This is a genomic window from Streptomyces gossypii (assembly GCF_025165795.1).
GTDB lineage: Bacteria > Actinomycetota > Actinomycetes > Streptomycetales > Streptomycetaceae > Streptomyces > Streptomyces gossypii.
This window is the reverse complement of the sequence record NZ_JAJAGO010000014.1, coordinates 133,837-146,769: the sequence shown is the minus strand read 5'-3', so window position 1 is coordinate 146,769 and position 12,933 is coordinate 133,837. Positions and strand designations below refer to the sequence as shown.

The window sequence follows — 12,933 nt, the reverse complement described above, 5'->3', positions numbered from 1 at the left end:
GTAGTTGAGCAGTTGCGCTGTGTGAGTCTAGACTCGCGGTGGCCCTGGGTGTCAACCACCGTTGGGAAAGGGCCAGTTGAGATCGCGTCGGGCCGAAGGGCCGCGTGGTGGAGGTGGTAGCGGTGCTCGAGGACGCACGACAGCCGGAGCCGGAACACGCGGACCGGCCGACTCTCGCCGCCCATCTGGACCGGCTCTTCGACGACATCCGGCCGCACGGCCCGCGCGGCCGCCCGTATACGAACGAAGAGGTCGCCACCGCCGTCAAGCGGGTGAACCCCGGCATCCGGGTCGGCGGCGCCTACCTCTCGGCACTGCGCAAGGGGACCAAGCGCAATCCGTCCACCGAGTTACTCACCGCGCTGGCCCGGTTCTTCGGCGTGCCCACCTCCTACTTCCTCGACGAGTCCACCGCCGCGCGGGCAGCCGCGGAAATCGAGCTCGCCAAGGTGGCCCGCAACCTGGGCGTACGGAACCTCGCGCTGCGCGCGCTGGAACTGTCTCCCGAGGGGCTCGCCGCCGTGACCCAGATCGTCGAGCATGTACTCGAGGGCGACACGCGGGCACAGCCGCCCGGTCCGCCCGACACGTGAGGGCGGTGCCACGATGGACATGAAGGTCATGCGCCGCAGTTGTGCTGCGCTGGTCCGCGACCTGGACCTGCCGCTGCCCGCCGAACCGCAGCAGGTGATAGCGGCACTGTGCACCCGGATGGAGCAGCGGCAGGGGCGTGCGGTGCACCACCGGCTCGTCCCGTTCCCGCCCGACACCGTCAGCGGACTGTGGGTGGCCACCGACGACGCCCACTACATCCTGTGTGAGGCCCACACCAGCCCGTGGCACCAACTCCTCATCACCTGCCATGAGTTCTGGCACATGGAGGTTGATCACCGGGACACCACGGGCAATACCGGCGCTCATGCCGCCCAGGCCGCTCGGGCCGACGACGAGACGCCCGCCGGGGACGTGGACCGGCGGCTGTTCCCCTCACTGGACCCGGAGACGGTCTCCCGCATCATCGCCCGGCGTACGCACTGCAGCGCGGAGGAGGAACAGGAGGCCGACTTCTTCGCCTCGCTGCTGATGGCGAGGGTCAGCCGGTGGCTGGCCGAGGAGACCTGGACGGTGCCCGACGCGGAGGCGGCCGTCGTGCACCGGCTGGAGAACACGCTGGGGCGGCGCGGGGGCGGCCGCCCGCGATGACCGACCCCACCCCCGTCTACTGGTTCTGCTCCGCCGCCGCCTGGGCGACCCTTACCTACAAGCTGCACGATCTGCGCCGCGCCCCGCGCAACCCGATGCGCTGGGCGGTCTGCGTCACGCTGTTCCTGGCCGCGACCGCCGTCTTCTTCGCGGCACCGAGGGCAATCGCCCGCGTCAACAGCGTCACGGGAGTGCACAACTGCTCCGCGCCGCTCGTCTACTCCCTGCTCATCGCGCTGAGTTCGTCCTCGCTCGCCCTCATCGCCTTCTGGCGGCACCCGCCGGAGCGGGCCCGACTGATCGCGCGCCACTGGGTGGTGACATACACGCTGCTCATCGTCTGCCTGAACGTGCTGTTCTTCCTCGGTGACGCCCCGGTCGAGCGGCGTCTCGACTTCGACACGTACTACGCGAACACGCCGTACATCGCCGAATCCATCCTCGTCTATCTGCTGGCCCTTGCCGTCGCCATGATCCAGCTGATCCGCACCGGCGCGCACTGGGCACAGATCGCGGGGCGTGCCTGGCTGCGGCGCGGGCTGTGGTTCATCGTGGCGGGGGCGGTCGGCGGGCTGCTCTTCGCCCTCTCCAAACTGGTGGCGGTCGTGGCCCGTTGGACGGGCCGGAACTGGGACGCCCTCAGCACCGACGTCGCCCCGGTGTTCGCGACGCTCGGGCTGGTGGTGAGCGCCACCGGTTACGCGCTGCCCGCCGGTGGCGAGCATCTGACGCGGCTGCGCGGGCGCTTCGCACGCTACCGCGCCTACCGCGACCTGTACCCGCTGTGGGACGCGCTGCGCCGCGCCGTCCCCGCGATCGTGCCGCCCGCCCGGCTGCCCTGGTGGGATCTGGAGCTGCGGCTGACAAGGCGGCTAGCGGAGATCAACGACGGCCGCCTCGCGCTGCGTTCGCACACCGATCCGCAGGCCGCCGCCACCGCGCTGCGGCTGGGGCGGGAGTCCTCGCTCTCCGGCACGGATCTGCAGGCAGTCGTGGACGCGACCCGGCTGAAATCCGCGGTGGCCGCCAAGGCGGTGAACCGCAAGTTCGCCCCCGCCGACGAACCGTCCGAGCAGACGCCGCGCGGCGGTGCGGACGGTGCCGGCGAACTGGCCTGGCTGACCAAGGTCTCCCGGGCCTACGCCCACTCGCCGGTGGTGGCCGCCGCAGTTGTCGGCCCCGCGGAGCGGGACCCCGACGGCCGCAACCATGCATCCGCCCCCGGGCAGTGAGGGAGGAACACTGAATCCTCCCCCGGCGCGGGCAGGGGAACTCCTGGCTCACGCTGCCTGCGGGTCAGCGGCCCGGCAGGTCTTCCACGATCAACACCCGCCCGGTCGGACCAGCCCGGGTTCGTACAGGAAAGCTTGGAGGTTCATGTGCTGTCCTGGCTCTCGATCAGCACGGCGTACGCGTGTGGTTCTCGCCACGCACAGTTGTCAGCCGACCCGGCCGTGTCGGAAGACCGGGGCGTCCTCGGAGGAGCCAGGTGAGCGGACCCACGCGCGCGGTGGTCCTGGGCGCCGGACTGACCGGCACCCTGGCGGCCGCCGCACTCTCCCGGCAGCTGGACCAGGTGACCCTCGTCGACGGCGATCTGCTGCCCGCGGGGCCGCAGCCCCGCAAAGGCGTGCCGCAGGCCCGGCACGCCCACCTGCTCTGGTCGGGCGGCGCGCGGGCCGTGGAGTCGCTGCTGCCGGGTACGGAGCAGCGGCTGCTGGACGCCGGTGCCCGCAAGACCGGCATGCCGGACGGACTGGTCTCCCTCTCGCCACAGGGATGGCTGCGCCGCTGGCCGCAGATGCAGTACCTCTTCACCTGTACCCGCGACCTGCTGGACTGGACCGTGCGCGAACAGGTGCTGGCCCGCCCCGGCATCGAGCTGCGGCAGGGCTGCCAGGCCGAGGAACTGCTGGGCAGCGCCACCCGGATCACCGGCGTACGGCTGCGGGACCGGCACTCCGGCACGAGCGAGGACTGCCAGGCCGACCTGGTCGTCGACGCCACCGGGCGCGGCTCCCGTGCCCCCCACTGGCTGGCTGACCTCGGACTGCCGCCGGTGACCGAACAGACCGTCGACTCCGGTCTCGCCTACGCCACCCGCCTCTTCCGTGCCCCGCCCGGCCTCCCCGCCGACTTTCCCGTCGTCAACGTCCAGGCCGATCCGCACGCGGACCGTCCGGGCCAGACGGCGACGCTGCTGACCGTCGAGGGCGGCAAGTGGCTCGTCACCCTCTCGGGCACCCGCGGCGGTGAACCACCCGCCGCCGAAGGGGACTTCGTCAGCTTTGCCCGCGCGGTGCGCCACCCCGTCGTCGGCGACCTGATCGCCGGAGCGGAACCGCTCGGGCCCGTCCGCACCACCCGAAGCTCCGTCAACCGGCGGCGCTTCTACGAGCGTCTCCCCCACTGGCCGGACGGCTTCATCGTGCTCGGCGACGCCGTCGCCACCTACAACCCCGTCTACGGACACGGGATGTCCGTCGCCGCGCAGGGTGCGGTGGCCCTGGGGTACGGGCTCGACCGGCACGACCCGGCCGCCACCGGGACGGCCCGCAGGCTCCAGCGAGCCCTCGCCCGCACGGTGGAGTGCGCCTGGACGACGGCAACCACCCAGGACGTGCTCTACCCGGAGGCCGTCGGCGAAGCTCCCCGCCTTCCGGCGCGGATTCTCCAGCGCTACATGGACCGTCTCATGGTGACGGCCAACGCCCGCCCGGCCGCTGCCGACGCGCTCTTCGAGGCGCTGACGCTTTCCGGTCCGATGACCCGGCTGGTCTCCCCACGGGCCGCCTTCGCCACGCTGCTGGGGCCGGGCGGCGGCACGCCGCTGCCCGGCCCACCGCTGACGGCCGCCGAGACACGGGCGGCACGCGTACGGTGACCCGCGCGGGCTAGCGCTACCCGCCGTGCCGGTCCCGGTGCGTCACTCCAGGATCTTGAGGAGCTCGGTCGCGAGCGGGCCAGAGGAGGACGGGTTCTGCCCGGTGACCAGGTTGCGGTCGACGACCACGTTCGAGGCCCAGGGCCTGCCCTCCTGGAAGTCCGCGCCGATGCCGACGAGACGGTCCTGGAGCAGCCACTTCGCCTTGGCCGCCAAGCCCGCCTGGGTCTCCTCCGCGTTGGTGAACCCGGTGAGCCGGTAGCCCGCGAAGGGCGAGCTGCCGTCCGGGTTCTTCGCCGCCAGCAGTGCCGCCGGGCCGTGGCAGACCACGCCCAGCGGCCTGCCCGAGGCGAGCGTGTCCCTCAGCAGGCCGCCGGAGTCGGTGTCGGCCACCAAGTCCTCCATCGGGCCGTGGCCACCGGGGTAGTAGACCGCGGCGTAGTCGGCCAGCTCCACATCCTCGAGCCGGAGCGGACTTCGCAGTCCGGAGATCGACGCGAGGGAGTCCGCGACCCGGTCGGCGCCTTCCTGCCCGCCGTTCGCCTCCGGGGCCAGGCTCGCCTGGTCCACGGTCGGCAACACGCCGCCCGGGGTGGCGACCACGACCTCGTGACCCGCGTCGGTGAACACCTCGTACGGCGCGACGACCTCCTCGGCCCAGAAGCCGGTCGGGTGCCGCGTGCCGTCAGCGAGCGTCCAGTGGGCGGCACCGGTCACTACGAAAAGGATCTTTGCCATCTCGCCTCTCTCCGGGGGCCGGCCGAGTCGGCTCCTGCCAAGGTGCCGTACCGGCCTCCTGCTGATGTCCCGAAGATAGATCGCCGGGCCATTGGCAGCCAAGAGGACACCCGCTAAGGGCTGTCCCGTAATCCCTGACGGGCGCACGGCGGAGCCGTCAGATGTGGACTGCCGGTGCCGATTCCTCACTCCGGGGTGCCTGGACCCCGCGACGGTACAGCAGCGCGCTGACCACCATGCCGACGGTGAAGAAACCGGCCGACCACCAGTAGGCCGTCGCATAGCTGTCCAGCGCGCCCTGGGCGATCACGCTCGGATCCTTCGCGTCCTTGCCCTCGAGATAGTCGGTGGCGGCACTGGCCGCCAGCGTGTTGAGCAGGGCGGTGCCGACCGATCCGCCGACCTGCTGCATGGTGTTGACCAGGGCGGACGCCACACCCGCGTCCGACGCCGCGACGCCCGCGGTCGCCGAGCTCAGCGCAGGGGCGAACACCAGGCCGAGACCCGCTCCGAAGATGACCAGCTGGGGCAGCACATGGGTGACGTAGCCGCTGTTCAGATCGAGGGTGGTCATCCCCACCAGGGCCGCCGCGCCCACTCCGAGCCCGAGCGGCACGATCGGCCTCGGGCCCATGCGGGGCACCAGCTGCGTGGTGGCCACGGTGGAGGTGATCAGCAGGGCGCCGATCATCGGCAGGAAGGCGAGGCCCGTCTCGATCGGCGTGTAGCCCAGTGACTGCTGGAGGTAGTACGTCAGGAAGAGGAACACGCCGAACATGCCCGCGCCGCTGATGAGCATGACCAGGAAGGACGCGCCTCGGTCGCGCTCCAGGACCACGCGCAGCGGCAGCAGGGGATGCCGGGCCCGCGTCTGCCACCAGGCGAAGACGGAGACCAGGATGGCACCGGCGATCAGGAAGCCCCAGGTGAGGGGTGACGCCCAGTCATGGGACTCGGCGTTCGAGAAGCCGTAGACGATGCCGAAAAGGCCGAGGGTGACCAGCAGGGTACCGGGGACGTCGAGCGCGATGGTGCGGTCCCGCCCGACGCCCTTCAGCAGCGCCACGCCGCCGACGAGGGCGACAGCGGCGAAGACCAGGTTGACGTAGAGAGTCCAGCGCCAGTCGAGGTGCTCGGTGAGCACACCGCCGAGCAGCAGACCGACGGCGCCGCCGGCACCCGCGATGGCGCCGAAGACGGCGAAGGCCTTGCCGCGCTCCTTCACGTCGGTGAAGGTGGTGGTCAGCAGCGCCAGTGCGGCGGGTGCGAGCAGGGCGCCGAACACGCCTTGGAGGCCACGCGCGACGACCAGCATCTCGAAGCTGCTCGCGGCACCGCCGAAGGCGGAGGCGACGGCGAAGCCGACAAGGCCCACCAGGAAGGTGATCTTCCTGCCGAAGAGGTCGGCGATCCGGCCGCCGAGCAGCAGCAGGCTGCCGAAGGCAAGGGCGTAGGCAGTCACCACCCATTGCCGGTCGCCGTCGGAGAAGCCCAGATCCGCCTGGGCGGACGGCAGTGCGATGTTCACGATCGTCGCGTCGAGCACCACCATCAGCTGGGCGATGCCGATGAGGGCCAGGATCCACCAGCGATGAGCCGGAGGCTCAGTCTGGCTGCTGGCCGGATTCTCCCCTGGGGTGCCGACAGACGCGCCGACGGAGGTACGTGACATGGCTTCAAGTGCTCCAGGAATGACGAGGGGTCGGTGAATCAGTCGGTGCATCAGTCGTTGAGGAGGTGGAGGAGTGCAGCAGTGCGGGGAGCACTGCACGCTCGACAAAGCTCGCCAGATACTCCGCGTCCGCGTAGGCGTCCTCGAACAGCGGCCGGGACACCACCGCGGCGAACAGCATCTGGGGAAGGAATTCCGCCGCCGTCGGCCAGGACGCCAACTCCCCTCGTTCGACCGCGCGTTCGACGAACGCGGTCACATGGGCGACGTCTGGCTCGACGAGTGACTTGCGCAGCGCCCTGACCAGGTCCTGGTCGGTGAGCGTCGCGTGCCCCAGTGCGGCGACGAGATCGGTGTCCTGCTCGGCGCAGGCCGACATCCGGGCGGCAAGGGACATCAGGTCACCGCGGAGGGAGCCGGTGTCGATTCCCTCCGGTATCGGCTGGGTACGGCGAAGGGCGGCGATCAGCAGCTCCGGCTTCCCCTGCCAGAGCCGGTAGAGGGTGGCCTTGCTGCAATGGGCCCGAGCGGCAACCGCGTCCATCGTCATGGCCCCATAGCCGACCTCACGCAGCACGTCGAGCGCCGTTGCCAGCACCTCGGCCTCCCGCTCGGCGGTCATGCGCGGGCGGCGCACCTGGGCTTTGGCTATGTCTGCGGGCATCAGCTGCATCCTTATCGTACGAAACGGTTTCGTACGCTAACTCTAGAAGGCGCCGCTATGAAACGCAAACGTTTCGTACGCGGGCGGGCGGGTCACGCGTGTCGCCTCAGCCGGGCGGCGCGTCCCCCGGTCGGCACAGCACGGCGACCTGTCGCGGCGGAGACTCAGCGGTGCGCCGTCGCCGGGTGCGTCGCCGGTCAGACGGCTCCGAAGTCACCCGGAAGGCTCTCCCTGCCGCCGCAGGAATCCCGGACGACCACGGTCGGCCACAACTGGACGCGGTGGACGGGACGTTCGATGGTCTCGGCCACCCGGGCGAGCGCGAGTTCGGCGGCCAGTGCCCCCAGCCGGTGCTTCTGGGGCCGGACGGCGGTCAGCGGCGGGTCCGAGGCGGCGGCCACCTCGTCGTCGTAGGTCACCACCGCCAGCTCCTCCGGTACGGCGATCCCGCCGTCCTGGGCCCGCTGGACCATGCCGATGGCCTCCCGGTCCGAATGGATCAGCAGCGCCCGCACCCCGCGGCTCCGGCACTGCGCCAGCACCGTGTCGTAGGCGCCGGTCCAGCCCGCCGCGCCGTAGGACGGCACGTCCAGGTCCAGTGCTCCGTGGTCGCCCAGCTCCAGCGAGGCGACCGTCTCCCGCCAACCCGCGCGCAGTGCCCGGCTGGTCGGGCTGGACCGGGAGGTGATCAGTGCCACCTGGCGGTGTCCCCGTGCGACCAGGTGCCGCACCGCCAGCCCGGCGCCCAGGGCGTGCGCGGTGGTGGCGGCATCCAGCGCGAGGGTCGGCAGGTCGGGCGGCGGGAGGCGCTCCACGAGGACGACCGGGACGGAGAGCGTGCCCAGCCAGCGCAGCACGTCCAGTCCGGCCGCGCCGTCCGTGGTGGGCGCCACCAGGAGTGTCCGTACCCCGCGCGCCAGCAGCGCGGAGACCTGCCGGCGGTCCTCGGCCGCTTCGTAGCTGGAGGCGCGCAGCACCAGCCTCCCGCCCGCGGCGGCGACGGTGGACTGGGCACCCTGGATGACCTGCGGCCAGTAGTAGTCAACGGACGGGACGACCATCCCGACGAGTGATCCAGCGGCGAGGGCGCCGTACGCCGACCGTGGCGCGCTGTCCGGCTGGCCTCCCGGCACACCGCCGTGGGGCACGGTGATGCCGCCGTGGACCCGCATGACGAGCCCCCGGTCCGCCAGCGCCGTCACATCTCGCCGCACCGTCACGGCCGTCACCCCGAGCTGCTCGGCGAGATCGGCAAGAGGGACGGATCCGTGCCTGCGGACAGCGGCCAGTATGAACTCGTGCCGTTGCGAAGCGAGGGTCATCCAGGGCCTGTCCGGTGGGTCTTCGAGGGCTCGGATCTTTCGTTCCTGATCGATTCTGTTCGCTTGTCTTCTTACTCGTTGACTTCGAACTATCGCACAGGCTCTGGTGGCCTGCACCACCCCGCAGAAGGGAAATCAACGGTGCCCAACTCATCGGTTACCGGCGGCAACGCCCGCCGGAGCCCGGTCGGCAGACCCCTCAGCTCGCGCCGGACCTTCCTGCGCACCTCGGGCGCGCTCGGCGCAGGCGCGCTCGCCGGCGGAACGCTCTCCGGCTGTACGGTCTTCCAGGGAGATTCGGAGGGCACGACGGTCCGGATCTGGTCGTGGCTGACCGGCATGGACAAGTACGTGGCCGCGTTCAACGCCTCACAGCGGAGCATCCACGTCGAACTGAGCGTCATCGCCGCCGGGCTGTCGGGCGGATACGCGCAGCAGACCAACGCCATCAAGGCCCACAACGCCCCGGACATCCTGCATGTGGAGTACCAGGGACTTCCGCAGGTGCTGCTGACCGGCGGCCTGCGCGACCTCACACCCGATCTGGCCGACCTCTCCGACGGCTACTCCCCGGCCGCATGGCAGGGCGTCCGGCCCGACGGGCGCACCTGGGCGGTCCCCATGGACCTCGCTCCGATGGTGTTCTTCTACCGCAAGGACCTGTTCGACAAGCACGGGATCCGGGTGCCCCGGACCTGGGAGCAGTTCCGCGACGCGGCCGAGCAGGTACGCCAGGCCGACCGCGCGGCGCGGATCACCACCTTCCCGCTGAACGACGGCTCGTTCTTCGCGGGCATGGCCTGGCAGTCCGGCGACCCGTGGTGGCGGATCGACGGTGACACCTGGCGGGTCGGCGTCGACGACGCGGGAACGCTGCGCACCGCCGAGTACTGGCAGTCCCTGATCGACTCCCGGCTGATCCGCACCGGCGGCACCGGCACCCAGAACTGGATCGCCGCCATGCACCAAGGCGGACTGTGGGGTCTGCTCGGCGCCTCCTGGAGCGTGGGCATGCTGAAGAAGTCCATCCCCGAGGACGACGGACGCTGGGCCGTGACGACGATGCCGACCTGGGACGGCGAGCCCGCCAACGGCATGCAGGGCGGGACCGCCTTCGCCGTCTCCGACGAGAGCGAGGTGTCCGAAGCGGCGCTCACCTTCCTGCGCTGGCTGAGCACCGACCCCGAAGTGGCGCGCATCGGCGCCACGTTCACCCTGCCCTTCCCCGGCTACCTGCCCAGCCGCAAGACCGCCCGCGGCGAGTTCAGAAACGACTACTTCCTCGGTGATCCCGTCTACGACGTCCTCGACGAGGCCGCCGAACGGGTCCCCGACTGGACGTGGGGGCCCAACGCCCTGGGGCTGTTCTCCACCGTCAAGGACGCCTTCGGCAGCGTGCCCGCAGGGGGCACCGACCTTCCGTCCGCCATCCGCGAGGTGCAGTCCTCCAGCGTCTCGGACATGCGGCGCCGCGGTCTCTCCGTCGAAGAAGGGAGCCGCAGATGAGCAGCCTCGCCCCAGCCCGGTCCGCCGAGTCCGAGGCGGCAGCCGGAAGCCCGCGCCCGCGCGGCAGCACCCGGAAGAGCGGACGCTCCCGCCGCAACGCGGCGGCCATGCTGCTCACCGGGCCGTTCGTCCTCCTGCTGCTGGGGACCGTCCTGGTGCCGATCGGCTACACGGTCTGGCTGAGCCTGTTCACCGAGCGCCTGTCGGGGCTCGGCTTCGACGGGCCGCGACAGGTGTTCGTCGATGTCGGCAACTACCAGACGGTGCTGAGCGATCCGGCCTTCCTCGAGGGCGTGGGCAATGTCGCGCTCTACGCGGCGCTGCACATACCCGTGATGCTCGGCGGCGCCCTGGTGCTCGCGCTGCTGCTGGACTCCGCGGTCGTCCGGATGGCCAAGGTGTGGTCGCTGGCGGTCTTCCTGCCCTACGCGGTGCCCGGCGTGATCGCGGGACTGATCTGGGCCTATCTCTACAGCCCCGACGTCGGACCGATCAGCTCGATGCTGCCCTTCGACCCGCTGGGCTCGAACGGTGTGCTGACGTCCATCGTCAACATGGCCACCTGGCAGTGGCTGGGATACAACATGATCATTTTCTATACGGCCCTGCAGACCGTGCCGCGCGAACTGCTGGAAGCGGCCCGTGCCGACGGAGCGGGCCCGCTGCGCACCGCCCTTTCCATCAAGGTACCGATGATCCGTCCGACCGCCTTCGTCGCGCTGGTCTTCACCCTCATCGGCTCCCTCCAGCTGTTCACCGAACCCATGGTGCTCCGCAACTTCACCGGGTCGGTCACCAGCAGCTGGACGCCGAGTCTCTATGTCTACGAGTCGGCGTTCGTCAGCAATGACTACGGCCGCGCGGCGGCGGCCTCCGTGCTGCTCGCGGTCGCCTCCGCCCTGCTCTCGGCATTCGTGATGCGCCTGTCCACCCGGAGGTCCCGATGACCGCGCCCGTCCGCACACCCGAGCAGCGCGGAGACCGTGCCCCCCGTCGGACCGGCGCCCGTACGGGAGTGGGCGCGTCGCCGTGGACCTCACGCGCCGCCGTGCACACTCTGCTGGTCATCGCCTCGCTCTACAGCGTGCTGCCGCTGGTGTGGCTGGTCACCTCCGCGACCAAGTCCGTCGGGGACTTCTCCACCACCAGCGCGTTCGAACTGGCCGACTGGAACCTCGGAGAGAACCTGAGCGCCCTGTTCGCCGAGGAGGACGGCGTCTTCCTCTCCTGGATACGCAACTCGGCCCTCTACGCGGGCCTCGGCGCCCTCCTCGGCGCGCTGATCTGCACCGCCTGCGGATACGCGATCGCGAAACTCGACTTCCCCGGGCGCAAGCTGCTGTTCGGAGTGACCCTCGCCGGCGTGCTCGTCCCGACGACGGCGCTGGCGCTGCCGCTGTACCTGCTGGCCTCGCAACTGCACATCGTCAACACCTTCTGGGCCGTCTTCCTGCCGCTGCTGACGCACCCGTTCGGCGTCTACCTCGCCCGCGCCTTCGCCGACGCCGCCGTACCCGACGAGGTGATCGAGGCCGCCCGCGTGGACGGCGCCGGTGAGCTGCGCATCTTCTTCACCATCGCCCTGCCCATGATGCGCGCGGGATTCGTGACCGTGCTGCTGTTCCAGTTCGTCGGCATCTGGAACAACTTCTTCCTGCCGCTGGTCATGCTCACCGATCCGGACCTGTTCCCCATGACCCTCGGCATCTATCAGTGGAGTACCCGAGTGACGCAGTTCCCCCAGTACAACCCGCTCGTGATCACCGGGTCGCTGCTGGCCGTCGTACCGCTGGTGCTCGCCTTCGTCCTGCTCCAGCGCCAGTGGCGCAGTGGTCTGGCCAGCGGGAGCATCAAGTGACCTCTGCGGTGCGCAGGCCGGAAACCCTGCTGATGATGGATCAGGAGACGCTGCGGCAGCAGTTCGGCGAGGCCGAGATGGCCAGGCTGCGGCGCGCGGCCTCACTGGGCACGCCGGGTGCCGCACACGAGAGCCGCTCCGCTCCGGTGCTTCGGCGGCTGGCGGAGACCGAGGTGCTGATCACCTCCTGGGGCTGTCCCCCGCTGGACGCACGCGTACTCGACGCCGCGCCCCGTCTGCGCGCGGTGCTGCACGCCGCGGGATCGGTGCGTGAGCATGTCGGCGACCCGGTCTTCGACCGGGGCATGCTGGTCACCACCGCGGCCGACGCCAACGCGGAGCCCGTCGCGCACTACACGCTGGCAGCCGTGCTGTGGGCGTTCAAGAAGGTGCCCTTCCTGGCCGCGGACGCACGGCGGCACCGGGAGGACTGGTCCTACCGCGAGCGGCGCGGCGAACTCAGCGGCCGGGACCGCACGGTGGTGCTGGTGGGCTTCTCCCGGATCGGCCGCCGGGTCACGGAACTGCTCGCGGGGCCGGGGCTCGCGCGGGTCCTGGTGGTCGACCCGGTGGCCGACCCGGCGGCGATCACCGCCGCGGGCGCGGAGCCCGCCCGCCTCGACGAGGCGCTGCCGCAGGCCGACATCCTCAGTCTGCACGCTCCGGCGCTGCCGCAGACCCGTCATCTCATCGGCGCGGCCGAGCTCGCGAGGCTGCCGCCGTACGCGGTGCTCCTCAACACCGCGCGTGGCTCGCTGATCGACACGGCGGCGCTGGAGCGCGCCTGCGTGGAACGGGGGCTGCACGCGGTGCTCGATGTCACCGAGCCGGAGCCGCTGCCCGCCTCCTCCCCGCTGTACGAGCTGCCCAACGTGCTGCTGACCCCGCACATCGCGGGGTCACTCGGTTCGGAGACCCGGCTGATGACCGCCTCGGCACTGACCGAGCTGGAGCGTTACGCCGCCGGGCTGCCCCCCGTCGCGCCCGTCACGCGCGAGGTCCTGGCAGTGCAGGCGTAGCCCGGTCCGAGGACACGGGCCCCGGGCAGCCCGGTCCGCCCGGTCGCCGCGATCGGCCGCGATCGGC

12 protein-coding genes are annotated in these 12,933 nt (G+C 71.0%); 8 read left to right on the top strand and 4 right to left on the bottom strand.

The window, feature by feature from the left end; all coding sequences use genetic code 11:
* Positions 1-122: 122 nt before the first annotated feature.
* The 4 genes from LHJ74_RS27210 (at position 123) to LHJ74_RS27195 (ending at position 4,087) form a co-directional block, all read left to right on the top strand.
* Entirely contained in the window at positions 123-593 is a 471-nt protein-coding gene (locus LHJ74_RS27210) for a helix-turn-helix domain-containing protein (protein ID WP_260220912.1), read from the top strand.
* 13 nt (positions 594-606) lie between these two features.
* Positions 607-1,203, top strand: a complete 597-nt coding sequence (locus tag LHJ74_RS27205; RefSeq protein WP_260220911.1) for a hypothetical protein — start codon at positions 607-609, stop codon at positions 1,201-1,203.
* On the top strand, positions 1,200-2,435 hold the full coding sequence (locus LHJ74_RS27200) for an MAB_1171c family putative transporter (protein WP_260220910.1): 1,236 nt from the start codon (positions 1,200-1,202) through the stop codon (positions 2,433-2,435). The genes LHJ74_RS27205 and LHJ74_RS27200 overlap by 4 nt, the downstream gene beginning before the upstream one ends.
* A gap of 257 nt (positions 2,436-2,692) precedes the next feature.
* Positions 2,693-4,087: an NAD(P)/FAD-dependent oxidoreductase gene (locus LHJ74_RS27195; protein ID WP_260220909.1), complete on the top strand. Its 1,395-nt coding sequence runs from the start codon at positions 2,693-2,695 to the stop codon at positions 4,085-4,087.
* A gap of 42 nt (positions 4,088-4,129) precedes the next feature.
* Here the strand turns inward: LHJ74_RS27195 and LHJ74_RS27190 are convergent, their stop codons facing one another.
* From LHJ74_RS27190 to LHJ74_RS27175, 4 genes are all read right to left on the bottom strand, one after another.
* Complete coding sequence (locus tag LHJ74_RS27190) at positions 4,130-4,825, bottom strand: type 1 glutamine amidotransferase domain-containing protein (RefSeq protein ID WP_260220908.1); 696 nt, start codon at positions 4,823-4,825, stop codon at positions 4,130-4,132.
* Between the two features lie 157 nt (positions 4,826-4,982).
* On the bottom strand, positions 4,983-6,497 hold the full coding sequence (locus LHJ74_RS27185) for an MFS transporter (RefSeq protein ID WP_260220907.1): 1,515 nt from the start codon (positions 6,495-6,497) through the stop codon (positions 4,983-4,985).
* Between the two features lie 4 nt (positions 6,498-6,501).
* Complete coding sequence (locus LHJ74_RS27180) at positions 6,502-7,161, bottom strand: TetR/AcrR family transcriptional regulator (protein ID WP_260220906.1); 660 nt, start codon at positions 7,159-7,161, stop codon at positions 6,502-6,504.
* A 197-nt stretch (positions 7,162-7,358) separates the two neighbouring features.
* Entirely contained in the window at positions 7,359-8,483 is a 1,125-nt protein-coding gene (locus LHJ74_RS27175) for a substrate-binding domain-containing protein (RefSeq protein WP_260220905.1), read from the bottom strand.
* A 141-nt stretch (positions 8,484-8,624) separates the two neighbouring features.
* Here LHJ74_RS27175 and LHJ74_RS27170 point away from each other — a divergent pair, with 141 nt between their 5' ends.
* Genes LHJ74_RS27170 through LHJ74_RS27155 form a run of 4 tightly spaced genes read left to right on the top strand, consistent with a single transcriptional unit; the run spans position 8,625 to position 12,866 of the window.
* Positions 8,625-9,989, top strand: coding sequence for an ABC transporter substrate-binding protein (locus LHJ74_RS27170; protein ID WP_260220904.1), 1,365 nt, complete (start codon positions 8,625-8,627; stop codon positions 9,987-9,989).
* Entirely contained in the window at positions 9,986-10,936 is a 951-nt protein-coding gene (locus tag LHJ74_RS27165) for a carbohydrate ABC transporter permease (protein ID WP_260220903.1), read from the top strand. Before LHJ74_RS27170 ends, LHJ74_RS27165 begins: the two co-directional genes overlap by 4 nt.
* Positions 10,933-11,847, top strand: a complete 915-nt coding sequence (locus LHJ74_RS27160; protein ID WP_260220901.1) for a carbohydrate ABC transporter permease — start codon at positions 10,933-10,935, stop codon at positions 11,845-11,847. The genes LHJ74_RS27165 and LHJ74_RS27160 overlap by 4 nt, the downstream gene beginning before the upstream one ends.
* Positions 11,844-12,866 carry a hydroxyacid dehydrogenase gene (locus LHJ74_RS27155; RefSeq protein ID WP_260220900.1) on the top strand — a complete coding sequence of 341 codons (1,023 nt, stop codon included), beginning with the start codon at positions 11,844-11,846 and terminating at the stop codon, positions 12,864-12,866. Before LHJ74_RS27160 ends, LHJ74_RS27155 begins: the two co-directional genes overlap by 4 nt.
* Positions 12,867-12,933: the final 67 nt, after the last annotated feature.